This is a genomic window from Bradyrhizobium sp. SZCCT0153 (genome assembly GCF_018129995.1).
Taxonomy (GTDB): domain Bacteria; phylum Pseudomonadota; class Alphaproteobacteria; order Rhizobiales; family Xanthobacteraceae; genus Bradyrhizobium; species Bradyrhizobium japonicum_G.
The window spans coordinates 989056-1012685 of sequence record NZ_JAFCKS010000003.1 but is presented as its reverse complement, the minus strand read 5'-3'; the positions used below and the strand labels follow the sequence as shown (position 1 = coordinate 1012685).

The following is a 23630-nucleotide window of genomic DNA, read 5'->3' as shown; positions in this document are numbered from 1 at the left end:
GGTTGTTTTCCGTCATTTTCGATGGGCCCCCTTGCGGAACCGGATCCGTAAAATTGCGTGCAATTCCGGAAGGCTCCATTGAGCACGCCTCTTAAGGGCCGGAGAACCTGATCCGGCTTAGGCTGACGCCAAATCCAGTCCCGTGCTTTTGGGGAAGCCATGAACGCGCCAGCCAAATCCGCCGCCAAACGCCGGCTTCTGCTCGCCTCCGACCGGAGCGACGAGAGCACCGAGCTCGCCAGCATCCTGAAGGCGGTCGGCGAGGTCTCGACGGTGACGACGCAGGAGATTCCCGAGCAGCCCTCGCGCGATCTCTCCGGCCTCGTGGTCGACATCAACCTGCGCTCTCCCGAAAGCGTGCAGCGGGTGCGCAACAAGCTGCGCGGCGATGCCTATCGTTCGATGCCGCGGCTGTTCGTGCTCGCCGATGCCCTGCATCACGGCACCATGCAGGCCTGGGCGCTGGGCGCCACCGACACGATCTCGCGGCCGCTTCAGCCCGACGCTATCCTGCAGCGCATCCGCGCCGCCTTCCCCGACACCGCCGTCTACGACGCGACCGATCGCGGCAAGACGCTCAACCGCGGCGTCGAGGCGGCGCATGCGGTGCTGAAGAAGATGTTCGATAAGCTACCGCTCGGCGTGCCCCTGACCTTCGACGACGTCATCGCCGCCGAGACCAAGATCCTGAAGGCGATCAAGCACTCCTCGCTGCGCGAGTGGCTCACCACGGTGGGCTGCCACCACGTCGGCAGCTACCGGCACTGCCTGTTCGTGACCGGCTTTGCGGTCTCCTTCGCGCAGCACCTCGGCATGCGCGAGGACGACCAGCGCCGGCTGACCCGCGCCGCGCTGCTGCACGACGTCGGCAAGGCCTTCGTTCCCTCCGCGCTGCTCGACAAGCCCGGCAAGCTCACCGACGAGGAGATGACCGAAGTCCGCCAGCATCCGCGCCGCGGCTATGACGCGCTCGCCGCCCAGGGCGGCTTTCCGCCGGAGATGCTCGACGTCGTGCTGCATCACCACGAATTCCTCGACGGCTCCGGCTATCCCAACGGCCTGTCGTCGAACCAGATCAGCGATATCGTGCGGGTCACTACCATCGTCGACATCTACGCCGCGCTGGTGGAAAAGCGCGCCTACCGCATGCCATTCACCCATTCGCGTGCGTTCGCGATGATGGAAGGCATGGGCGGCAAGCTGGATCAGCAGCTGTTGCAGGCGTTTCGTCCGGTGGCGCTGGGGTCGTTCTGAGTTTTGTCGTCCCGGCCCTCGTGCGCAATTGCGCACCAGGCCGGGATGACATCCTCACCCCACCATCTTCCTCAGCTCCGCCTTCGCGACCTTCTCCAGCGTCGAGCGCGGCATGTCGTCGACCAGCCTGATCTCGCGCGGCACCTTGAAGTCGGCAAGGCCGGTGCGGCAGGCCGCCATCACGCGATCATGCAGATCGGGGGCTGCGCCCGCGACGCCGCCCTGCGGGATGATGAAGACGACCGGCACCTCGTCCAGCATCGGATGCGTCTTCGCCACCACGGCGGCCTCGCGCACGCCGGGGACGAGTGCGATCACCTGCTCGATCTCGGATGCCGCCACGTTCTCGCCGCCGACCTTGAGCATGTCCTTGCTGCGGTCCCCGAAGCGGATGTAGCCGTTCTCAAGCCGCACCACGCGATCGCCGGTGAGAAAGAAGCCGTGCTCGTCGAAGCTTTCGCGCGTCGCCTTCTCGTTGTGCAGATATTCGGCGAACAGCGACAGGCCGGCGATGCCCTTGATCGAAAGATTGCCGGTGTCGCCGACCTCGGTCGGCCGCCCGTCATCGTCGGTGATGCGGATCTGGTATTCGCTCGCGGCGCGGCCGATCGACATCGGGATGTTGGGCTGATCGACCTCGCCGACGATGCCGTGGGTGATGGTCTCGGTCATGCCCCACCAGCCGATGATCTTGACGCCGAAGGCGGCGAAGGCCGGCGGCTCGTTGATCGCCGAGCCCCACAGCCGGAATTTGTGGTCCGTCGGGATCTCCTGCTCGAGCAGCGCCTTCATGCAGAACGGAATCGTCGAGGTCCAAGTCGAGCCGTGCTCGCGCGCGGCGCGCCAGAACCGGCTGGCGGAGAAGCGGGGCTGGATCACGCAAGTCGCGCCGACCCACAGCGTCGCCAGCATCGAATAGGCCAGCGCATTGGTGTGGAACAGCGGCAGGTAGGCCTGGTGCACGTCGCCGGCGTGCAAATCCTCGTGCGCGGCGTTGACCTTGGCGCCCCACAATGCGTTGGCGTGGGTCCACAGCACTGCCTTGGGGCGCGATGTCGTGCCCGAAGTATATTGCACGCTGCACGGCGCGAAAGGATCGGTCGCGCGCCTGGGACGGTCGGCGCTGTCGGCGAACAGCGATTCGAAACTGTCGCCGCGCGAGATCGCCTGCGCCGGTGCCGTGCCCGCATCGTGCGAGGTCACCGCCATCCAGCGGATGTTGCGGCAGTTCTGCGCGACGATCTCCGCATAGGCCGGCTGCGTGATCGCGGCGACCGCGCCGCAATGATCGGCGAAATAGTCGATCTCGGCCGGTGCCGAGCGGGTATTGGTGGTGACCGCGATGGCGCCAAGTTCGACGCAGGCGAACCAGGCCAGCAACGCCTCGATGCAATTGTCCAGGTGAATGAGCACGTATTCACCTGGCCTGATGCCGCGCCTGGCAAGCCCCGCCGCGAGCGCGCCGACCCGCTCGTGAAACTCGCCATAGCTCCAGTGCCGCGCGGGCGCGTCGAACGGCGCCCAGATCAGGAACGGATGTGAGCTGCGCACCTCGGCCCGCAGCTTCAGCAGCCAGGGCACGTCGAGCCCGTCGAACGGACCGACGATTCCGGCCGTGGCTTGTTGAATTGGCATGGTTCCTCCCGTGCAGCCTGCATCTTGATGGCGGCTGCCCTTTGATGATTGCGTCTTCCTGCCATCGGATGGCGCGGGGAGCAAATCGGGGCAGTCTCTCCGCCGACATTGCGAGGAGCCCTTGCGACGAAGCAGTCCAGTCTGCCGCTGCGGGGGCATTTCTGGATTGCTTTGCTTCGCTCGCAATGAAGGTACTTGGGACGCCAGCGAACGCCCCGAACGCGCTAATCCGCGTACGACGAAATCTCGATCAGGCTCCCATCGGGGTCCCGGCAATAGACCGAGCGCAGCGTGCCGCGGGCGCCCTGCTTGGGAGCCGGGCCCTCCTCGATCGCGACGCCATGTGCCTGCAAATGCGCCACCACCTCGTCGGGCGTGGCGGAGGTGAGAAAGCACAGATCCTCGCTGCCGGCGGTCGGGTGGTCGGCGGTGAACCACTCCACCTTGTCGGCGTCACGCGGCCGGACGTTGATCTTCTGGTTACCGAATTGCAGCGAAGTCCGCGGCGCTTTGCCGCCGCCGGGGTCGAACAGCTTGACTTCCATCCCGAGAATCCTGCCGTACCACGCAGCGGTCGCTGCGACGTCGGCGACGTTGATCACGAGATGATCGAGGGCTTCGACCTTGACCGGCATGGCTTATCCTTTCGTCGTGATATGCCCCGTGCACTTTCCGCCTGCGGCAAGCTTTGTTACAACTGCCTCGACGCCTCTTTCAAGCTATCCGGCTTTCAAGAACAACACGTGGGAGAACCCTTGAGATGATCACTCGCCGTACCGCGCTGAGCCTGCTCGCCGCCAGTCCGCTTGCAGCCAGCCCGCTGTCGAAGGCTCTTGCCGCCGATTATCCGGCCCGGCCGGTGAAATGGGTGGTCGGCTATCCGCCGGGCGGGGCCACCGACATCCTGGCGCGGCTGATCGGCCAGCGGCTGTCGGAGAAGCTCGGCCAGCAATTCGTGATCGAGAACAAGCCGGGCGCCGGCAACAATATCGGCACCGAATCGGTGATCAATGCCGAGCCCGACGGCTACACGCTGCAGCTGGTCAATCCGGCCAACTACATCAACGCCTCGCTCTATACCAATCTGAAATTCAATTTCGTGCGCGACATCGCGCCGGTCGCCTCGTTCCAGCGCGTGCCGAACGTGATGACCGTCAACAAGGACGTGCCGGCCAAGACCGTCGCCGAGTTCATCGAATACGTGAAGGCCAATCCCGGCAAGGTCAACATGGCCTCGTCCGGCAACGGCACTTCGGTGCATCTGTCCGGCGAGATGTTCATGGCGATGACCGGCTGCAAGATGCAGCACGTGCCCTATCGCGGTGCGGCACCTGCGATCACCGACATGCTCGGCGGCCAGGTCCAGGTGATCTTCGACAACATGCCCTCGATCATCCAGCACATCCGCTCCGGCAGCTTGCGCGCCATCGCCGTCACCACCGCGGAGCGCTCGCCACAACTGCCCGACGTGCCGACGATCGGCGAGACCGTGAAGGGCTATGAGGCGAGCGCGCTGTTCGGCATGGGTGCGCCGAAGAACACGCCCAAGGAGATCATCGCCAAGCTGAACAGCGAGGTCAACGCGCTGATGAAGGAGCCGGACATGACCAAGCGCCTGGTCGAGCTCGGCGGTGAGCCGCGGGTGCAGACGCCCGAGGCGTTCGGCGAGGAGATCAAGGCCGAGACCGAGAAGTGGAAAAAGGTGGTCGAGTTCGCCGGCTTGAAAGTCGATTAGCGATGTTGCGATGACCGGGAATGGAGCCCTGCCGCAAGGCAGGGCTTTTTTCTTGCGTGCCTTGCCGCCTTGATCCGGAATGAAACGGTGCGGCGAAACGCGCAGCTGTATGGCGCGCATGAACCCGGCCTTACCGCTTCGCCTCGGCCTGCTCGGTCCCGTTGCACGAGATCAGCACCGTATATGACCGCGCATTGCCGGCGATGTCGGTGGTCTTGAATTCGCCCTTCGGCTCCGCGGTCTGGTAGGGCACCACGGAGTTGTCGAGGAAGTCGCGCAGCGCACCGGTCTTGATTGCGAAGTTGATGTTTTCAGGGATGTTGCCGGTCGCAGCGGCGATCCGTAATCCGTCGAGCTTGCCCGTGACCACGCCCACGATCTGTCCGCTGGTATCGAACAGCGGGCCGCCGCTATTGCCGGGCTGCACGGGCGCGCTGATTTGCAGGAAACGCGAATCGTTGCGCAGGCCGCTGAGCGAGCTGACGATCCCGGTCGTCACGGTGAAATCCGACGTCAGCAGCCCGTGGAAGGGAAAGCCGATCGCGACGATGGAATCGCCGGAGCGGATCGAACGGTCGCGAATCCGGGCGAAGTCCTTGAACGCCGTCGCCGACGGCGCCTGCAGCAGAGCGAGATCGTTGTTGGCATCGCTCGACACCACGCGCAGCACCATCGCCGCTTCGCCGGTGAGATTGCCCTTGATGTCGCCAACGCAGCCGTCAATCACATGATTGTTGGTGACGACGTGCCCGTTGGAGCTGACGACAAAGCCTGTGCCGCTCTTGGTTCGAGCAGACTTGCTGCCGGTTGCCGGTGATGCCTGCTTGTCCGGCGCGGCCTGCGGCTTGGCGGCAATCCTTGTAAAGTCGCCGGCCTTGTCCAGTCCGTCGACTTTAACTCTGGTGACACAATTGGTCACCGCGGCCACCAAAGGCGCCGTTGATGTCAGGCTGAATTGAAAGGGTGTGCCCCTCGCCACGGCTACCATCAGGCTCGCCTTCTGGAGGGCGCGAGCGACGTTGGCGGGCAGAACTGCGGAGACCATGACCTCGGAAAACGCCGTCCCGAAGAGCCTCGCCTCGGTCTGGCCATCGAAGGTTACGTCGATCGTCAGGTTCTCGCCCTTCTTGAAGCGAAATGCTGGATTGGCAAAGCCGAGCAGCCAGGAGTTGTTTGCATCCTGGCCAACAAGCAAAGTGACGCCGTTGGCGTAAGGTGTGCTTGCAGCGCAGTGTGAGAATGCGCCGGTCGAATCATTGGAAAAGGCGCCGCCGTTCCAGTTGCCGACGTGGATGGAGCCGAACGGCCCCGCCGCATGCGCCAAGCTGACGACGGCCAATTGCAACGAAGACGCGACGACGAATGACTTGAGCCACATACCAGCCCCCCGGAAATGCTTTTGCCTCCATCTTATCCGTGGGAGGTGGTGCCACGCAACCGCCAGTTGTCTGTTCGGGCGCAGTCTCCTTGCCGCGAGTTTCGGGCTTGCATTTACTTTGCCTTGCCGTATACTTTGCAATACAAAGTGAGGGGATCAGCGGTCCCGAAAAGCGTGGGCGGAGTGGGGCTTGGCGTTGCCAATGCGCGATCTCGACAAGGCACTGGCCGACATCGTGGCGATCCGCAGCCAGATCGCGGCGGGCACGGCGTTCCGCGGCTACGGCCCGGCGACGATGGCCGCGACCGGCGCGGTCGCGCTTCTCACCGCGATCCTGCAATTCTGGCTGCTCGGCGATCCCACCGGCGAGCCGCTCGGCTTCTTTCTCGGCTGGTTCATTGCCGCCGTGCTCTCCGTCCTGGTGATCGGCATCGAGATGCGCGCGCGCTCCCGCCGGCATCATTCCGGCCTTGCCGATGCCATGATCCACCAGGCGGTCGAGCAGTTCCTGCCCGCAGGCGTTGCCGGCGTGCTGCTTGCGGTGGTGGTGTGGAAGTTCGCAGGCGAGACGCTGTGGCTGCTGCCGGGCCTGTGGCAGATCCTGGTGTCGCTCGGCATCTTCGCTTCCGTCCGCTCGCTGCCGCGCACCGTCGCGCTGGCCGGCGCCTGGTATTTCGTATCAGGCTTTGTGGTGGTGGTGCTGGCGAGCCGAACCCATACGCTGTCACCATGGACCATGGGACTGCCCTTCGTGATCGGGCAGTCGATGATGGCGGGCATTCTGTATTTCGCGTCCGGAGACCATGATGTCGAAGATTGACAGCGCACCCTTCTCTTACGAGGGACTGGATCGCGTGATCCACGAGAAGGCGAGGCTCGGCCTTCTGACCTCGCTGATGGCGCATCCTAAGGGTCTGGCGTTCGCCGACCTCAAGCAGCTCTGCGGCCTCACCGACGGCAATCTCAGCCGGCATCTCGGCGTGCTCCAGGAAGCCGGCCTCGTCGAGGTGACCAAGGGTTATGAGGGCAATCGTCCGCACACGACCTGCCGCCTCACCAAGGCCGGCCGCCGCCGCTTCCTCGACTATCTCGCCGTGCTCGAGCGCCTGGTGCGCGACGCGGCGAAAGCCGCCGGCCGCGAGGCGCCGCCGCTCGGCCGTCTCGGCATCATTTCGACCTGATCCCCCTTTTTTTGACCGGAGACTTTGCGATGCAAAGTGGCGCTATGTCCTGCGACGAAAAGCTTCACGTCGGTATCATCATGGACGGCAACGGACGATGGGCGACACGCCGCAACCTGTCGCGCGTACGCGGCCACGAGGCCGGCGTCGAGACGATCCGCCGCATCGTCGAGGCCGCGCCCAAGCAGGGCATCGGCACGCTGACGCTCTATGCGTTCTCCACCGACAATTGGCGCCGGCCGAAGGCCGAAGTCGCCGCGCTGATGACGCTCTTGCGCTTCTATCTCGCCAACGAGGTGCAGAGTCTGGTGAAGAACGGCGTGCGTCTCACGGTGATCGGCCGCCGCGACCGCCTGCCCGACGGCATCGCCAATGCGATCGCACGCGCGGAAGACGCCACTGTGCAAGGCAGCACGCTGCACTTGCGCATCGCGGTCGACTATTCCGCGCGCGACGCCATCCTCGCCGCGGCGGCGAAGGCGGCGGCGCTGACGAGCCTCACCCGCGAAGCCTTCTCGCAGCTCGTCACCGGCGAGGCGGGTTTGCGCGACGTCGATCTCATCATCCGCACCTCGGGCGAGAAACGGCTGTCGGACTTCCTGCTCTGGGAAGGCGCCTATGCCGAGCTGCACTTCACCGAGCGGATGTGGCCCGAATTCGACGCGGCCGATCTCGCCGCGGCCCTGGCCTCCTTCCATGGCCGCGAACGCCGCTTCGGCGGCCTCCAGGCGATCATGCCGGAAGAGGTGCCTTCACTCTCTCGGGCGTGACGCAGCGCGGGGCGCGAGGCCGCGTGAGCGCGGCCCGTATGTGACGCACGGCCCAGGGCGACGTATTGTTCGTTTTCGGCCGCAAGATTGGCAGCACCGTCCAAGCGGCAATTGCGCGGTCTCGGCTAGGTGTGCATTCGACGCAACCTGCCGAGAGCCTCGCGCATGTCACAGCTATCTCTGGATGCCGCTGTCGAGCCGAATGAGACGAGAGATGCACTCTGCATCAGGGTCGCCAATGCCTCCGATGTTGAAAGCCTCTCGATCTATTTCACGGGCCTTTCCGCGACAACGCGCAACAGGCGCTTCATGGGCGCGCGGGCGGACTTTGCCGTGGTCGCGGCCGAGTGCCTGACAAAGACCAGCGGTCCCGATCATTTTACGCTGCTCGCCGAGCTCACGCAGGAGGGGCAGAGCGCAATCATCGGCGAAGCGCTCTACGCCTACGATGCGACCGCGCGGCACGGCGAGTTTGCCATCTCGATCGCCGACGCCTTCCAGCGCAAGGGCCTTGGCTTCCAGATGATGACCGCAATGGAGCGGCGCGCGAGCGATCTCGGTCACGAGATGATTGCGGCCGAGACTGCGCGGGCCAATACCGAAATGCGGGGTCTTGCGAAGAAAGCGGGCTTCGCCGATACCGGCCTCGGTGACTGGCAGTCGGTCCATCTCGCCAAGCGCCTGTCGCGGGTGCCGTAGCCGCGTTGATTTGCCGCGTGGCACGGATCGTGCTCTAGTATGTGCTCTGGTATCGCCGGGTATCCCCGGCGATGGGAGCTTTCGCAAGATGCGCGCAGTTCTGGATCATTGCACCGGCGGAACGGAGCGGCCGGTCGCGGCCGGCACGCTCGTCGTCACCGAGGGCGGCACCAGCAGCGGTCACCTCTACGTGCTCGTGGAAGGCAGGCTCGAAGTGCTCAAGGGCGACACGGTGGTCGCGACCATCGTCGAGCCCGGCGCGGTGTTCGGCGAAATGTCCGTGCTGCTCGGGCTGCCGCATACCGCAACGGTGCGCGCCGCCAAGGATTCGGTCATCTACGAGTTTGAGGACGCGGCGTCATTCCTCATAGAGAAGCCGGAGGTGGCGCTGCTGCTCGCGCGCACGCTGGCCCAGCGGCTCAACGTCGCCAACACCTATCTTGCCGATCTGAAGCGGCAATATGCCGGTCATGGCACTCACCTCGCGATGGTCAGCGAGGTGCTTCAGAGCATGATCAACCTGCCGCCGCTTGAGGTCTCGCCAGGCTCGGATCGACAATCCGATCCAAGGATGTGAGCCAGTCCGGCGGCTCCTCGACATGGCAAGCCGGTCGCTTCAGCGGCGCGGCGAGATCGATCCACTGCGCTTCGCCCGCCGCCAGCCAGAATGCCTTGTTCGCATCGAGGTCCAGCACGATATGCGTCGGCGGCCGGCCCGGTTGCAGGCCGGTATTGAACACCCAGGTCTGGCCCAGCCGGTCGAACCACGAACCGTCGGGGATGAAGGGCGACTGATGCACGTGGCCCGAGATCACCATCGAGGGCTGGTACTGCATGATCCATTGCACCAGCTCGACATCGCCGAAGAAACGCTTGCCGCCCCAGCTCGTCGGTGAATTCGCCGGCGGCGCATGATGCACCCAGATCCAGCGCTGCGGCCGGCTGACGGCGGCGTCGCGCAACTGGTCGGCGAGGCGCTGCTTGACCATCGGCCCATCCCACCACGGGCACACCGTGAACAGCGTGTCGCCGAGGGTGAGGTCGTCGCCGTCGCAGGCAATGCCCAGCTCGCGCACCTCCGAGATCCAGCGCGAGATCTTCTCGCCCTCCGCATTGCGCTCGTCGAGGTCGTGATTGCCGGAGCAGAGGATGACGCGGGTGGTGTCGGCAAGAAGCGTCAGGTACTTCTTCACCACCACGATCTGCGCGCGGAAATCCACCATCGAGCCGATGTCGAGCGCATCGCCGGCGAAGATCACGAGGTCGAATTGCGGAGCCGCGCTGACCAGCCAGTCGAGCTGCGGCAGTGAATAGTGCAGGTCGGCCACGACCAGGCAGCGCATTGAAAATCCGTTTGCGAGATTGAAAATGTCTGGGAATTGCAAAATGTCGTAAGGCAAGAAGCAGACCAGCACGGCCGCCGCCTCCCGTCAATCGCGGGGCTGGACCGGTTCGTCGAATTCTGATGTCGTGTCTGAAGTCTTGGCGCACCCTCACCCGCTCGTGTCCGCATGACCTCTTTCAAGACCATCCGTGCCCGCGCCGAGAAGCGCAAGGGCGGACCCAAGGCGCTGGACAGGCTGATGCCCGACAAGCCCGACCTGAAGAGGCTGGCGAAGCTTGGCGACGACCGCATCCTCGCCGAGATGACGAGGCGCGTGTTTTGCGCGGGCTTTGCCTGGAGCGTGATCGAGACGAAATGGGACGGCTTTGAGGACGCGTTCCTGCGCTTCCAGCCGGCCGAGCTCACCTTCCAGCCCGAGGATTATTGGGAGGGCCTGCTGCGCGACGCGCGCATCGTGCGCAACGGCGCCAAGATCATGTCGGTGCGCGACAATGCCGCCTTCGTGCAGGCGATCGCGAAAGAGCACGGCAGCTTCGGCAGATTTCTGGCGAAATGGCCGCCGTCCGACGAGATCGGCCTGCTCGATCTCCTCACCAGGCGCGGCAGCCGTCTCGGCGGCAACACCGGCCAGATGCTGCTGCGCTTCGTCGGCTGGGACGGGTTCGTCACCTCGAAGGACGTGGTGGCCTGCCTGCGCGATGCGGGTCTCGACATTGCCGAAGAGGTGAAATCGAAGGGCGATCTAGCCAAGGTCCAGGCGCAGTTCAACGCCTGGGCCGAGGAGACCGGTCTGTCCTACACATATCTGTCACGTATCTGCGCGCTGTCGGTGGGCGAGAACCGAAGCGAGTAGCGGGTCACTGGAAATCAGGAGAACAGGAATGGCCAAAGCCTATTGGATCGCCGCCTACCGTGCGATCAAGAACCCCGACGCCATGGCGGCCTATGCCAAATTGTCGCGTCCGGCGATCGAGGCGGCCGGCGGCCGTGTGCTGGCACGCGGGATGCCGGCCGCGGCCTTCGAGCTCGGTCAGATGGAACGCGTCGTTCTCATCGAGTTCGACAGCGTCGAGAGCGCCAGGGCTGCCTATGCGAGTCCGGCCTATCAGGCCGCTCACGACCTGCTCGGAGACGGTGCCGACCGCGACATCCGGATCGTAGAAGCCGTCGACTAGCGCTGTCCCCGCGCAGATCTTGTGTATCCTGTGGCGATCTCGTGCCGCGCGCGCGGCAGATGCGGCGCGCGATCACGAAATGCATTTCTGTCGGAACATTTGTGCGCAGCACCCGTTCGGGAGCTTGAGCCAGGCGAACATCGGCGCAGGGAACACCCGCTCTGGCTCGGCTCAATGAAACCGACATGACAGAAACGGAGCAGCTCATGAAGCTCACATCCGAACAGGTGAAGCAGACCGTCAACCAGCTCGGCGCTCAGGTGCTGCCCGACGAGCATCCCGCCATGCCGCAGCTCAACAGCATGTTCGGCGAGCACACCTTCTTCGTCGACGAGATGGGACTGAAGGTCCTCGAGCCCGCGGCGTCGCCCGGTGCCGACCGCGAGAGCGGCGAAGTCGTCAGCCTTGCCGACTGGGGCGATTCCGACCTGACGCGCCTGATGGCGCACGAACCCGAGCCGACCGGCGTGATCGTCGTGTTCGGGCACATGAGACATTGATCGGCTCGGCGGATCGACCTTCGGTGGCGAGTCTGAAAATCCCGCCACCGTCCCTTCGCACAGCGAGCGCGCTGTGCGGCTTTCTGCATTCGCCGAGAGTCCCGTCGGTTCGGCCCAGATGCCGAACGTCGGCTGCGGCTCCGTTGAATTGAGGTTCCCGACCATCCATGTTGGATGCATCAAAGAGCAATCTCAGGCTTGTGAGTGGCAAGCATGGGCACGCGATCTAATATGAATCTGCGGAGGACAGCCAATGCAATACAGCTCCGAGTTCATTCAGACCATGCGTCGGGCGCTAGAGGCCGTGATGGCGAGCGTGCCCTCTGATCAATCGGTCTTCGGCCTGAAAGCGGCCGTAGCCGAATGCATCCTGAAGGCGGCCGCACACGGTCAGACGTCGTACGACGGACTGGTGACGTCGGCTTCCGACCAGATCCAGGCGATCATCTCGATGCTGACCTGAGCGTGTCCTCGGCTGAGCAGACGATGCCTCCAACGCGAGCTATCACAAGGACAACTCGGGTGAGGGTGCCTCCAGCGCGCAACGGAAGAGACTGGCGCACCCGACACGATTCGAACGTGTGACCTTTGCCTTCGGAGGGCAACGCTCTATCCAGCTGAGCTACGGGTGCAACGAGGCTTCATGTAGCCGATTGGCGAGGGGCGGGCAACCGCTTCCCGCTGCACCCCGCTAGGCCGTTTTGCGCCGGAAAGGCGCCGGAACCGCCGCGGGATCCCGCCCGAGGCCGGCGAATTCGGCGAGCACGCGTTCGGCGCAGATGACACGGTTGCGCCCGAGCCGTTTGGCCGCATAGAGCGCCTCGTCGGCCGCGCCCAGCAGTCGGTCGGGGCCGCCGTCGGATTCGCCCGGAATGTGGCTGGCGACGCCGACGCTGAGGGTGACGTGGTCGGCGGCCCCCTCGGCGCCGTGGGCGATCCGCAAGGCCATGACGGCGCTTCGGATCTCGTCGGCGATGGTGCAGGCGGCGTCGCAATCCATGTCCGGCAGGATCAGCGCGAATTCCTCCCCGCCATAGCGGCTGGCGAGGTCGAGCGGGCGCACGGCATGGCGGCTGACGACGGCGGCGACCGCGCGCAGGCATTCGTCGCCGCTCTGGTGGCCGTGCCGGTCGTTGAACAGCTTGAAATGATCGACATCGACGAACAGCAGCGCCATCGGCTTCCGCGTCCGCTGGGCGCGGGCCCATTCGCTCATCAGCATCTGGTCGAACGAGCGGCGGTTCGACAGGCCGGTCAGCCCGTCCTTGGTGGCAAGCTCCTTCAACGTCATCTCGGCGCGCTTCTGGTCGGTGAGGTCGCGCAGCGTCTCCACCACGGCGATCAGGTGGCCGGCCTCGTCGTGGATCGGGCCGGCGTCGATGGCGAGATAGAGCTGGCTGCCGAGCTTGGGCATCACGCACCAGTTCTCGGCGCTGAAGCCGAGTCCGTTATGGCCGCGCGCCGCATATTCCGAATAGAACTCGGGAAGTTGTTCGGGACGGTCGAGCGCGACGAGATCGGCGAGGCAAGGGCGCCTGGTCTCGTAGAAGGCCTGCCAGTGTTTCGTCGTGCCGATCACCTCGGAGGCGGCGACCCCGGTCAGCCGCTCGCAGGCCCGGTTCCAGATCACGACGCGACGCTTCGGATCGATCACGAAAGTCGGCACCACCAGATGCTGCATCAGCCGCACGGCATAGGAATCCGCAACGTCGACGGTCTGGGCTGAAGTTTTGCTCGGCTTCGCCATCTCAGGCCACCGCCGCCACGGGCAAAGCATCGCCCGGGCCGAACAGTTTTCGCACCTCGTTGGCCGGCTTCGGTTTGCTGAACAGATAGCCCTGCATCTGGGTGCAGCCGAGCGCGCGCAGAATCTCGCGCTGGGCCTCGGTCTCGACGCCCTCGGCGACCGTGGTCATGTTGCTGGCGGCGGCGATGTTCACCACCGCCTGCACGATCACGGGCGCGCCGCTCGTCTCCGCGATGTCGGCGACGAAGCAGCGGTCGATCTTGATCTTGTCGAACGGGAAACGCTTCAAATAGCTCAGCGAGGAGTAACCGGTGCCGAAATCGTCGAGCGCGATGCGCACGCCGATCGCGCGGAGCTGGTGCAGGATCGAAAGCGCCGCCTCGTCGTCGCGGATCAGCACGGCTTCGGTGATTTCGAGCTCGAGCCGGGACGGGGCGAGCCCCGAGGCGGCGAGCGCGCCGGCGATCCGCAGCGCCAGCGTGTCGCATTTGAGCTGTACCGGCGAGACGTTGACCGCGACGCGCACATGCCCCGGCCAGGTCGCGGCCTCGTTGCAGGCCATGCGCAGCACCCAGTCGCCGAGCTCGTTGATCAGGCCGGTGTCCTCGGCGATCGGAATGAACTCCGCCGGCGATACCATGCCGCGCTCGGGATGCCGCCAGCGCAGCAGCGCCTCGCAGCCGGCGACTTCGCCCGAGCGCAGGTCGACCAGCGGCTGGTAGTGGATCTCGAAACCGCCGTCGACCAGGGCCTGGCGCAAATCCTGCTCCAGGGAGAGGCGCGCCTTGGCGCACGCATCCATCTCCGGCTCGAAGAAACGGTGGGTGCGGCGTCCTTCGGCCTTGGCGCCGTACATCGCGAGGTCGGCATTCTTGATGAGCTGGTCGAGATCGTTGCCATCCTGCGGCGCCAGCGCGATGCCGATGCTGGCATCGGTGGAGAGCTGATGGCCGAAGCAATGATAGGGCCGGCGGATCGCCTCGTAGATCCGCGTCACGAACGACAGCACATCGGCAGACGATTCGATCCCGGTCTGGATCACCGCGAATTCGTCGCCGCCGAGCCGTGCGATCAGGTCGCCCCTCTTGAGGCAGCCGCGGAGGCGGCCCGCGATCGCCTTCAACAGCTCGTCGCCGACGTGATGGCCGAGCGAATCGTTGATGCCCTTGAACTCGTCGACGTCGATATAGAGCAGCGCGAACTGTCCGCCGCCGGGGACCTTCGCCAGCTCGCGCTCGATCTGCTCGCGGAACAGCGTGCGGTTGGGCAGGTCGGTCAGCGCATCGTAATGCGCCATATGCGCGATCTTCTCGTCGGCGCGACGGCGCTCGGTGACGTCGTCGACGACGCTGATGAGATACTGCGGCTCGCCGGACCCATCGCGGATGCTGATCCGCGTCGAGGTGATATAGCGCATCCCCTTGGTCAGGCTCGGCCAGGGATGCTCGTCCTTGAACAATCCAGTGTCGGTGGCTTGCAACGCGTCGCTGTCGTCATCGGTGACGCGTCTTGCCGTCTCCTCCGGGTAGACGTCGAAGGGCGTCTTGCCGACCACGGTTTCCCGCGACTGGCCGAATTGCTCTTCGGCGGTCCGGTTGATCAGGAGATATTGCCGCGTCCGGGCGTCCTTCACCGTGATCTGTGAGGGGATATGGTCGACGATCTCGCGCAGGAACGTGTAGTTGCGGTCGCGTTCCTGCTCCAGATTGCGCCGCTCGGTGATCTCCTCGATCGTCGCGACCCATCCGCCCTGCGCAAGCGGGGTGTTGATGACCTGGAAGGCGCGGCCGTTGGGCAATTGATGGGTCCGGGTGGCGACCTTGCCTTCGGCGACGCCGCTCATGACCTCGGCGCAAAATTCCTCGACGTTGCCGCTGAACGCATTGCACTCCTTGCGGTGGTGCATCGCTTCGTGGATGTGGCAGCCGGGTTTGATGACGTCGTGGGAGAGGCCGAACATGTCGGCATAGCGGCGATTGCAGGTGACGATGTACCCATCGGCATCGTACAGGATCAGCCCCTGGGACATATTGTTCAGCGCAGTGTCGAGCCGCTGCCGCTCCGCCTCCAGCCGCCGCTGGGCCTCGCGGTTCTGCCGGTTGATCTGACGGATGATCAGGAACAGGATCAGCGCGATCGCGGCCGCCGAAAGCGTCGCTGTGGTGATCATGAAGCCGGTCTGCTGCCGCCAGTCGGCCAACGCGGCGCTCGTGGTGCTGGTCGCGACGATGACCAGCGGGAAATGCGAAAGCGACGCCCCCGAGCCGAGGCGATCCTCGCCGTCGATCGGACCCTTGACGCGCAGCGTGTGCCGGCCGCCTTCGGCCAGCATCTTGCGCATCAACGGCGCGTCCTTGAAGTTCCTGCCGATCAGCTCCTCGACATGCGGGTAGCGCGCCAGCATCTTGCCTTCGCGGTCGAACAGCGAGATCGCCGTGCCTTCGGCAAGCGCCACGGATGCGAAGTAGTTCTGGTAGCTGTCCGGATCGATCCGTCTGACCATCGCGCCGAAGAAGGTGCCGTCCGCGCCGTTCAGCCGGCGCGCGACGACCGTGGTCCATTTGCCGATGATGAAGCTGCGGACCGACTCCAGCACCACCGGTTCGGCCATCGGATTCGATTTGAACGTCTGAAAATAGGCGCGCGAGGAGATGTTGATCTTGGGCAGCGGCTGGGCCCGCGACCAGTTGATCAGCTCGCCGTCGGCATCGTAGATCGCGATGTCGCCGAGATAGGACACGGAGCTGATCTTGCTGCGCAGCATCTGGTTCGTCACCGGTCCGGACATGCGCTCACGGAACATCCCGGGCGAGGTGATCTCCGGCAGGTTCATCTGCCCGATCACATCGGCGGCGACGACGTCGGAATCTTCGAATTGCTGATCAAAGTGCCGCGCGATCAGCTGCACGGTGTTTTCCAGCTCGCGCTCGCGGTTGGCGAGGGTTCGTTCGCGAAATTCGCCGACCGCCATGGCGGTCACGGCGAAGATCCCCGCGACCAGCAACACGCCGCACAGGGTCAGCCACAGCACCGGTCCGCGCCGAATGACGGCCTCCCAGCCGTTCCTCGCGGCTAGGAATATTCCGGCTGCAATGCCTGCAATGACCTGGAGCATTCCCCCCTCCCTGGAGGGACAGGAATACACCGCACAAATGGCGCAAACCTTAGCAAAACCAGTTACCTAAGCATTAATCTCGTTGCGCGATCACGGTCTTATCCAGCGCGCCGCTGCATTGCATCATCAACAGCGGTTTAAAATGAATAGCGCCGCTCTTGTCGGCGCCGCAACGGTGAAGGCCCGGGAGGTTACCGCCGATACCCGCTCGCCCGCGAATAGCCCTGGCGGTTGTGCTGGTGCGGCCGGCTTGCGACGCTCGCGCGCGCCTCGCTCGAGACGGGCGTTGCGAGCTTCAACTCCTCCAGGAAGATCGGCCGGGCGAAGTAATAGCCCTGGGCGTAGCGGATCTTGGTTGCGGCCTGGAGATAGGCGAGTTCCTCGTAGGATTCGATGCCTTCGGCGATCACGGTCATCCCGAGCGCTTCGCTCAGGGATTCGATCGCGCGCAAGATGCCCTGGCTGCGCGGGCGTTGATGGATGTCGGTGATGAAGGAGCGGTCGATCTTGATCTCGTCGGCGGTGATGTCGGCGAGCGCCGAGAGCGACGAATAGCCGGTGCCGAAATCGTCGATCGAGATGCCGACGCCGAGCTTGCGGAACATCGGCAGGATCTCGGCCTGGAAATGATTCTTGGCGACGAAGGCATCTTCCGTCACCTCGATCATGAAGCGTTGCGGAAAGCCGGTGTCGTCCAGCGCCTGCGCAAAGCTGCGCATGAATTCGGGGTTGCCGGCCTGCTTGGCCGCGACGTTGATGCTGATGGTCGCTTCCGCGCCGAAGCTCTCGTTGATCAGGTCGACCGATTTGACGATCTCGGCGAGCACGAGATGGGTCAGCTCGTCGATCAGCCCGAGCTCGCCCGCAAGATTGATGAACGAGCCGGGCGCCTGGATCACGCCCTCGTCGTCGCGCAGCCGCACCAGGGCCTCGATGCCCTTCACGGCCTGGGTGCGGATGTCGACCTTGGTCTGGAAGGCGCAGCAGAAGCGCTTCTCGAGGATCGCGAGCCGCAGCGACTGCTCGATCTTCGTTCGCGCCAGCGCCTCGCGCTCCATGCCGGAATCGAAGAAGGCCGCCGTTCCCTTGCCGTTGTTCTTGATGCGGTACATCGCGATGTCCGCATTCTGGCGCAGCGTCTCGAAGCTGCGTCCGTGATCGGGATACAGGCTGACGCCGACGGAGGTGGAGGCGAAGACTTCCGAATTGTCGATGAAGAACGGCGCCGTCAGCCGCTCCAGCGTCGACTGCATGAATTCGGCGACTTCCTCCTGGCTCTGGATCGGGGAGAGCAGCAGCAGGAATTCGTCGCCGGAGATGCGCGACAGCATATCCGAATCGCGCAAGTCGCGCCCGAGCCGCTTCGACAGCTCGACCAGCAGCGCGTCGCCGACGGCATGGCCGTAATAGTCGTTGATGTGCTTGAAATTGTCGACGTCGAGGAAGGCGAGCGCAAAGCGTTCGCCGCCGCGACTCTGCGCGAGCAGGCTGGCGGCGCGATGTTCGATCACGCGCCGCGAGGGCAGGCCGGTCAGCTCGTCGAAATAGGCCGAGCGGAACAGCTGGTCCTCGAAATTCTTCTGCTCGGTGATGTCGGAGGAGGCCGAGATCAAGAGCTCGCGTCCGTCGAGGCGGACCGGACGATGGGTGGTCAGCAGCACCTGGCGTGCGGTCCCGTCGTGGAGCGCTTCCTCGGAGACGACCGGCCGGCCGGAGTTCAGGGCCTGGCGGCAGGCCTCCCGGCGCGGCGCGAGGTCGGGTGAGGGACGGCTGCCGTCCATGCCGAGCTGGGCGGCGGCGACATCGTTGACCAGGAGAAGTTCGCCTTGCGCGTCCTGCACGGTCAGGCCGGCAGGCAGCATTCTAACGATTTCCTTGAGAAATCCGAGTTCGGCTTCGCTCGCGCCGGAAGATCTGTTGTCGTTCATAGAAGTCATGAATCTTGTTGTTTCAGCGCGCCTTTGCAATGAGCGCGATCTTGCGCGGTTCCCTCTTAGGTTTGGTTAAGGGGTCCGGAGAAATACGGGGGTGTTTTGCGGCGATGCGACGCGCGCAGTCCATCGTCATTAACAGAGCGTCAACGGCGCGTGCGAAACCGCGAGCAGACCGCGCGATCGGTTTTCGCCCGCGCTGTGTCTAGCCGCCCTGGGGGATACGGCATTGCATGATGCAATGAAGCCCTGTCCTGAGATACGACACCTCGGCCTTGCCGTCGAAGGCTGACAGCGCCGACTTCAGCAGCTTGGTGCCGAAACCCGGCTCGGAGACCTTGTCGACGCTCGGGCCCTCGGTTTCATCCCAGGTGACGGTCAGGCGGTCGTCGCTGACGGTCCATGACACCTGCAACAATCCGCGCGGCGCGGAGAACGCGCCGTACTTGCCGGCGTTGGTGGCGAGCTCGTGAAACATCAGTGACAGCGTGACCGCAAGCTTCGGCGGCAGGAACAGCCGGTCGCCGTTGAGGGTGAAACGGACATGCCCGTACGGTCCGAGCTCGGAGATTAGGAGATCGCGGATGTCGCAGCCGGCCTTGTCGATCCGCGAGATCAGATCGTCGGTGGCAGCCAGCGACCGCAGCCGCGGATCGATCCGGGCCCAGACTTGCGGCTGGTCGTGCAGCACCTGATGCAGCACGGCATGGACCGTCGACAGCTTGTTCTTCAGCCGGTGCTGCAGCTCGTCGACCAGTAGCTTGCGATAGTCTTCTTCCTCGATAAGGCGTCTGGAGATCCGGCGTTGCTCGACGAGGAGCGAGCGATAATGCTCGACGCCCCAGATGGTGAGCGCGCAGACCGCCCAATAGAGCGCCAGCAGGGCAAAGCGCGCGCGATCGGCGAAGGCATCGCCGAAATTCACGACGACGCCGAGCATGCCGCCGGCCAGCGCCGTGATGACGCCGATGCGAAAGCCGCCGAACGCGGCCGCAAAGAACACGGCCGGGAAATATGGCGTGAAGTAGACGTCGGGCCGCACATGGGCGAGGGCCCAGCGCGCCAGCGTCGCAACCAGCAGGCAGGCGACCGCAAACGCAAGGCTCAGACCGAGCGATGGCGGGGCCACGCCCTGCCAGCCTTTGCGGAATTCGTCGATCAGCTTCCCCATGCACAGCCCGGTTGCGATATGCGTTCGAAAATCGAGCGGTCGCCATGAATGTTACGCATGTGGCCGGCGCAAGCAAAGCTTGCCATGTCGGAAGCCGGCAGGAATAGTGGCTGCTGCGGCGCCGACTGTCGCGGCGCCGTCATCGATCGGTGTCCGCCATTTGGCGTCAAATGGTTCGAAAACAGGAACATTCCATGGGCAGGCTGGATGGCAAGGTCGCGGTGATCACGGGCGCGACGAGCGGGATCGGATTGCGCACCGCAGAAGTCTTCGTTGCCGAAGGTGCCAAAATTGTGATCGCGGGGCGGCGTATACCGGAGGGCGAGGCGCTGGCGAAGCAACTCGGGGCGACTTGCGTCTTCCGCCAGACCGATGTGACGGTCGAAGCGCAGATGCAGGCGCTGATCGCGCTCGCGGTGGAGAAGTTCGGCCGGATCGACTGCCTGTTCAACAATGCCGGCGGTCCGGCGCAGACCGGCGGCGTCGAAGCCCTCGAGGTCGAGCGCTTCGACGCGGCGATGGCGACGCTGGTGCGCAGCGTCATGCTTGGCATGAAGCACGCTGCGCCCATCATGAAGAAGCAGGGGTCCGGCAGCATCATCAACAATGGCAGCATCGCCGGCCGCCTCGCCGGCTTCTCGTCCTCGATGGTCTATGGTGCGGCCAAGGCGGCGGTGATCCATCTCACCAAATGCGTGGCAATGGAGCTCGGCGAGTCCAATGTCCGCGTCAACTCGATCTCGCCCGGTGCGATCGCGACCGGCATCTTTGGCAAGGCGCTCGGCCTGTCGACGGAGGCTGCCGAGAAGACGCCGGCGGTGATGCGCGATGTCTACAAGACCGCGCAGCCGATCCCGCGTGCGGGCCTGCCGGACGATATCGCCCATGCCGCGGTGTTCCTGGCCAGCGACGAGTCCAGCTTCATCAACGGCCACGACCTCGTCATCGACGGCGCAATGACCGGCGGCCGCAACTGGAGCCAGCAGCAGCAGGGCTACGTGGCCTTGCGCAAGGCGTTCGATCAGGGGGCGGGGTAGGTCTCGTACCCCGGACGCAGCGCCGCAGGATGGGCAAAGGCGCGCTCTTCGCGCGCCGTCATTGCGAGGAGCCCTTGCGACGAAGCAATCCAGAATCCCTCAGCGGAAAGATTCTGGATTGCTTCGCTTCGCTCGCAATGGCGGCTGTGGCTAAACCGCCTTCATCCGCACCCGCAAGCCATCCCGGGGCTTCGGGATCGGCCACATCTGCCAGTCCGGCTTGTAACCGGGCTCCAGTGACACCTCGATGTTCTGCAAGAAGTGCCGCGCGAAGCACTTGGCCTGCATGTAGGCGAAGTGCAGGCCGAGGCACATATGCGCGCCGCCGCCGAACGGCACGAAGGCGAAGCGGTGGCGGTTGCGCTGGGCTTCTTCGCCGAAGCGCAGTGGATCGAAGCGATCCGGCTCCGGCCAGATGTCCTTCATGTGGTGCGTGTAGAGCGGATTGACGCCGATTGCGGTGCCGGCGGGAATGGTGAAGCCCTTGAAGGTGAAATCGCGCATGGCGCGGCGCGGCATCGAGGGCACCGGCGGCTTGATCCGCAGCGCTTCCTTGAACGCCATCTCCGACAGCGGCATTTTTTCGAGGTCGTCGAAGCTGCTCGGCGCATCGGGCGCGAGCCCCAGCGCCAGGACTTCCGCGCGCAGTCGGTCCTGCCAGTCGGGATTTGCGGCGAGCTCGCCGATGAAAGACGTCAGCGACGAGGTCAGCGTGTCGTGCGCGGCCATCATCAAGAAGCTCATGTGGTCGATGATGTCCTGCTCCGAGAGCAGCGCGCCGTCTTCATGGGTGGCGCGGCAGAGCTGCGAGAACAGATCATCGCCGCCCTGATTGCCGCGTCGCAGCGGAATCTGCTCGCGGAAATAGGCGACGATGCGCTTGCGTCCCCTCACGCCGGCCGCCATCTGGGTGCCGGGCAGAGGGCGGCGGATCGGGGCGACTGCGGCGGCGACCATGTCGACGAAGGCGCGGTTGATCTCGTCGACCTCCGGCCCGATGTCGGCGCCGAGGAACGAGGCCGCGGCGAGATCGAGCGTGAGCTGCTTCATGGCCGGATAAAGCTGCATCTCGCCCGGCTGGCCCTTCCACTGCGCGACCCGCGCCGCAATGCCGCGGTCGAGATCGCCGAGATAGGACTTCATCGGTCCGGACTTGAACGCGACCGAGAGCGCCTTGCGATGCAGCCGGTGCTCGTCGAAATCGAGCAGCATCAATCCGCGCGGAAACAACAGGCCCAGCACCTTGTTCCAGCCATGCGTCGACGAGAACAGCTTTTGCTGGTCGAACATCACGAGCTCGTTGGCTTCCGGCCCGAGCAGCACGACATTGGTCTCGCCGAAAAAATGCGTGCGGTAGACCAGGCCATATCTGGCGGCGTTCGCCTCGATATGGCCCTTGGGATCGGCCAGCACCTGGAAAGTCTTGCCGATGATCGGCCAGCCTTCGTCGCCGGGGATGTGCGTCAGCTCGTTGCGCTTGGGCGCGGTGAAGCCGAGCGCGGGCGAAGCGACATTCTGCATCGACATGACGATTGCTCCGGTTGGCTGACCGAACGGACATCGCGCGACCGCGGCATTATGGCGGCCCGCGCCGCGTTGACCGCATCAACCTATCACAGGCCGGCATCTCCTGCTCGTGATCGTTGCGTGTCAGTTCGACGAGGCTTACCGCTTGGCGGCTTCCTTCTGCAGATCCGGGGCGTTGACGGCGGGAATGGCGACGCGGCCGGGGCCGGTCACCTTCAGTGCCTCGGCGGCCTTCTCGTTCTCCATGATCTTGGCCATCACCGCCTGGCCCGCGCGCTCGAAGATCGCGCGGTTCTCGATCACGAATTTTTGCGACCGGCGCAGGCCGTCGATATAGCCGTTGATCTCCGGAACCACATAGCGCGCCACCATGTCCCAGCTCCGGCGGGTGGCTTCCGGATTGGCCCAGTCGTGCACGAAGCCGATGATTGCGCCGACGCCGCCCGAGACCTGCATCACGTTCTTGATGGTTTTGACGAGATCGTCGGGCGTTCCGATGGTGGAGGCTGCGCCCTCGACGAAAGCGGTCTTGTCCACGGCCTCGTCGGGCGAGGCGAAGGCGGTGAGGCCCGGTCGCTGCAGCGTGCCGACATTATATTCGTTGTGCCAGCGCATCAGCCCGGCCCCGGCCTCCTTGCGCGCCTGCTCGCGGGTCTCGGCGATGTGAAAGGTCAGGAGCACGCGCCAGTCGGCGCGGTTGACACGGGTGCCGTGCTTTTTCGCCGCGTCCTCGGCAAACTGCCATTGCTGCTGCAGCGACATCAGCCCCTGCGTCGTCATCGAGCCCAGCGAGATGATGCCGATGCCGTATTTGCCGGCGAGTGTCATGCCCGAGGGCGATATCTGCGAGGCCACGACGAACGGCATCTCTTCCTGTAGCGGCAGGATTTGCAGAGCGGCGTCGTTCATGGTGAACCAGTCGCTCTTGGCGGTGACGCGCTCGCCGTTGAAGAGCCGACGGATCACGCCGATCGCCTCGTCCTGGCGATCGCGCTGCGTCATCGGATCGATGCCGAGCGTATGCGCGTCGGAGGCGAGCGCGCCGGGACCGGAGCCGAAGATGGCGCGGCCGCCGGTCATGTGGTCGAGCTGCACCATGCGCTGCGCGACGTTGTAGGGATGGTGGTAGGGCAGCGACACCACGCCGGTGCCGAGCTTGATCCGCTTGGTGCGCTCGCCGGCCGCGGCCAGAAACATCTCGGGCGAGGCGATCATCTCCCAGCCCGAGGAATGATGCTCGCCGCACCAGAACTCGTCATAGCCGAGGCTATCCAGCTGCTCGACCAGGTCGAGATCGCGCCGGAACTGCAGCATCGGATGCTCCCCGATCGGGTGATGCGGGGCAAGAAAGGCTCCGAACTTCAGGCGCGCCATGGCGTTCTCTCCGGCTGGATTTTTTGTTTGTTGAGACGGTGAGGCTAATTGCTGAA

The 23630-nt window shown here is 64.7% G+C and carries 22 protein-coding genes and 1 tRNA gene; 12 read left to right on the top strand and 11 right to left on the bottom strand.

Going from position 1 to position 23630, the window contains the following annotated elements:
• Positions 1–159: 159 nt before the first annotated feature.
• On the top strand, positions 160–1254 hold the full coding sequence (locus JQ572_RS18350; RefSeq protein ID WP_211383952.1) for an HD-GYP domain-containing protein: 1095 nt from the start codon (positions 160–162) through the stop codon (positions 1252–1254).
• A 54-nt stretch (positions 1255–1308) separates the two neighbouring features.
• Here the strand turns inward: JQ572_RS18350 and JQ572_RS18345 are convergent, their stop codons facing one another.
• Together JQ572_RS18345 and JQ572_RS18340 are read right to left on the bottom strand one after the other, a co-directional pair.
• The gene (locus JQ572_RS18345; RefSeq protein WP_211383953.1) at positions 1309–2889 is read right to left on the bottom strand and encodes an ATP-dependent acyl-CoA ligase; all 1581 of its coding nucleotides are present in this window, start codon (positions 2887–2889) and stop codon (positions 1309–1311) included.
• A gap of 224 nt (positions 2890–3113) precedes the next feature.
• Positions 3114–3524, bottom strand: a complete 411-nt coding sequence (locus tag JQ572_RS18340) for a VOC family protein (RefSeq protein WP_211383954.1) — start codon at positions 3522–3524, stop codon at positions 3114–3116.
• A 125-nt stretch (positions 3525–3649) separates the two neighbouring features.
• Here JQ572_RS18340 and JQ572_RS18335 point away from each other — a divergent pair, with 125 nt between their 5' ends.
• Positions 3650–4624: a Bug family tripartite tricarboxylate transporter substrate binding protein gene (locus JQ572_RS18335; protein WP_211383955.1), complete on the top strand. Its 975-nt coding sequence runs from the start codon at positions 3650–3652 to the stop codon at positions 4622–4624.
• 130 nt (positions 4625–4754) lie between these two features.
• Here JQ572_RS18335 and JQ572_RS18330 read toward each other — a convergent pair whose 3' ends face one another.
• A complete protein-coding gene (locus tag JQ572_RS18330) occupies positions 4755–6002 on the bottom strand; it encodes a S1C family serine protease (protein WP_211384215.1) in 1248 nt (415 codons plus the stop codon).
• 202 nt (positions 6003–6204) lie between these two features.
• On the opposite strand from JQ572_RS18330, the gene JQ572_RS18325 reads away from it, so the two are divergent.
• From JQ572_RS18325 to JQ572_RS18305, 5 genes are all read left to right on the top strand, one after another.
• Positions 6205–6822: a hypothetical protein gene (locus JQ572_RS18325; protein WP_211383956.1), complete on the top strand. Its 618-nt coding sequence runs from the start codon at positions 6205–6207 to the stop codon at positions 6820–6822.
• Entirely contained in the window at positions 6809–7183 is a 375-nt protein-coding gene (locus tag JQ572_RS18320; RefSeq protein WP_211383957.1) for a winged helix-turn-helix domain-containing protein, read from the top strand. The genes JQ572_RS18325 and JQ572_RS18320 overlap by 14 nt, the downstream gene beginning before the upstream one ends.
• Positions 7184–7212: 29 nt before the next feature.
• On the top strand, positions 7213–7953 hold the full coding sequence (locus JQ572_RS18315; RefSeq protein ID WP_211383958.1) for a di-trans,poly-cis-decaprenylcistransferase: 741 nt from the start codon (positions 7213–7215) through the stop codon (positions 7951–7953).
• A gap of 165 nt (positions 7954–8118) precedes the next feature.
• On the top strand, positions 8119–8652 hold the full coding sequence (locus JQ572_RS18310) for a GNAT family N-acetyltransferase (RefSeq protein WP_211383959.1): 534 nt from the start codon (positions 8119–8121) through the stop codon (positions 8650–8652).
• An 88-nt stretch (positions 8653–8740) separates the two neighbouring features.
• Complete coding sequence (locus JQ572_RS18305; RefSeq protein WP_211383960.1) at positions 8741–9229, top strand: Crp/Fnr family transcriptional regulator; 489 nt, start codon at positions 8741–8743, stop codon at positions 9227–9229.
• Here the strand turns inward: JQ572_RS18305 and JQ572_RS18300 are convergent.
• Complete coding sequence (locus tag JQ572_RS18300) at positions 9168–9995, bottom strand: metallophosphoesterase family protein (RefSeq protein WP_211383961.1); 828 nt, start codon at positions 9993–9995, stop codon at positions 9168–9170. The genes JQ572_RS18305 and JQ572_RS18300 overlap by 62 nt on opposite strands.
• Before the next feature lie 168 nt (positions 9996–10163).
• Between JQ572_RS18300 and JQ572_RS18295 the strand changes: the two genes are divergently transcribed.
• The 4 genes from JQ572_RS18295 (at position 10164) to JQ572_RS18280 (ending at position 12135) form a co-directional block, all read left to right on the top strand.
• Positions 10164–10850 carry a DNA-3-methyladenine glycosylase I gene (locus tag JQ572_RS18295; RefSeq protein WP_211383962.1) on the top strand — a complete coding sequence of 229 codons (687 nt, stop codon included), beginning with the start codon at positions 10164–10166 and terminating at the stop codon, positions 10848–10850.
• Between the two features lie 28 nt (positions 10851–10878).
• Positions 10879–11172 (top strand): DUF1330 domain-containing protein, encoded by a 294-nt coding sequence (locus tag JQ572_RS18290; protein WP_211383963.1) that lies wholly within the window; start codon positions 10879–10881, stop codon positions 11170–11172.
• 206 nt (positions 11173–11378) lie between these two features.
• On the top strand, positions 11379–11672 hold the full coding sequence (locus JQ572_RS18285; protein WP_211383964.1) for a hypothetical protein: 294 nt from the start codon (positions 11379–11381) through the stop codon (positions 11670–11672).
• 253 nt (positions 11673–11925) lie between these two features.
• Positions 11926–12135 (top strand): hypothetical protein, encoded by a 210-nt coding sequence (locus tag JQ572_RS18280; protein WP_211383965.1) that lies wholly within the window; start codon positions 11926–11928, stop codon positions 12133–12135.
• A 92-nt stretch (positions 12136–12227) separates the two neighbouring features.
• On the opposite strand, the gene JQ572_RS18275 is transcribed toward JQ572_RS18280, so the two are convergent.
• The 5 genes from JQ572_RS18275 to JQ572_RS18255 form a co-directional block, all read right to left on the bottom strand.
• Positions 12228–12304 (bottom strand) — tRNA-Arg (locus tag JQ572_RS18275).
• Positions 12305–12363: 59 nt separating this feature from the next.
• Positions 12364–13419 carry a sensor domain-containing diguanylate cyclase gene (locus JQ572_RS18270; protein ID WP_211383966.1) on the bottom strand — a complete coding sequence of 352 codons (1056 nt, stop codon included), beginning with the start codon at positions 13417–13419 and terminating at the stop codon, positions 12364–12366.
• A gap of 1 nt (position 13420) precedes the next feature.
• Positions 13421–16534 (bottom strand): bifunctional diguanylate cyclase/phosphodiesterase, encoded by a 3114-nt coding sequence (locus JQ572_RS18265; protein ID WP_211383967.1) that lies wholly within the window; start codon positions 16532–16534, stop codon positions 13421–13423.
• A gap of 191 nt (positions 16535–16725) precedes the next feature.
• The gene (locus JQ572_RS18260) at positions 16726–18462 is read right to left on the bottom strand and encodes a putative bifunctional diguanylate cyclase/phosphodiesterase (protein ID WP_211383968.1); all 1737 of its coding nucleotides are present in this window, start codon (positions 18460–18462) and stop codon (positions 16726–16728) included.
• 208 nt (positions 18463–18670) lie between these two features.
• Positions 18671–19636: a sensor histidine kinase gene (locus JQ572_RS18255; protein ID WP_211383969.1), complete on the bottom strand. Its 966-nt coding sequence runs from the start codon at positions 19634–19636 to the stop codon at positions 18671–18673.
• A gap of 194 nt (positions 19637–19830) precedes the next feature.
• Between JQ572_RS18255 and JQ572_RS18250 the strand changes: the two genes are divergently transcribed.
• A complete protein-coding gene (locus tag JQ572_RS18250; protein WP_211383970.1) occupies positions 19831–20673 on the top strand; it encodes an SDR family NAD(P)-dependent oxidoreductase in 843 nt (280 codons plus the stop codon).
• A 150-nt stretch (positions 20674–20823) separates the two neighbouring features.
• On the opposite strand, the gene JQ572_RS18245 is transcribed toward JQ572_RS18250, so the two are convergent.
• A complete protein-coding gene (locus JQ572_RS18245) occupies positions 20824–22200 on the bottom strand; it encodes a cytochrome P450 (RefSeq protein WP_211383971.1) in 1377 nt (458 codons plus the stop codon).
• Positions 22201–22338: 138 nt separating this feature from the next.
• A complete protein-coding gene (locus JQ572_RS18240; protein ID WP_211383972.1) occupies positions 22339–23574 on the bottom strand; it encodes an LLM class flavin-dependent oxidoreductase in 1236 nt (411 codons plus the stop codon).
• Between the last annotated feature and the right edge of the window lie 56 nt (positions 23575–23630).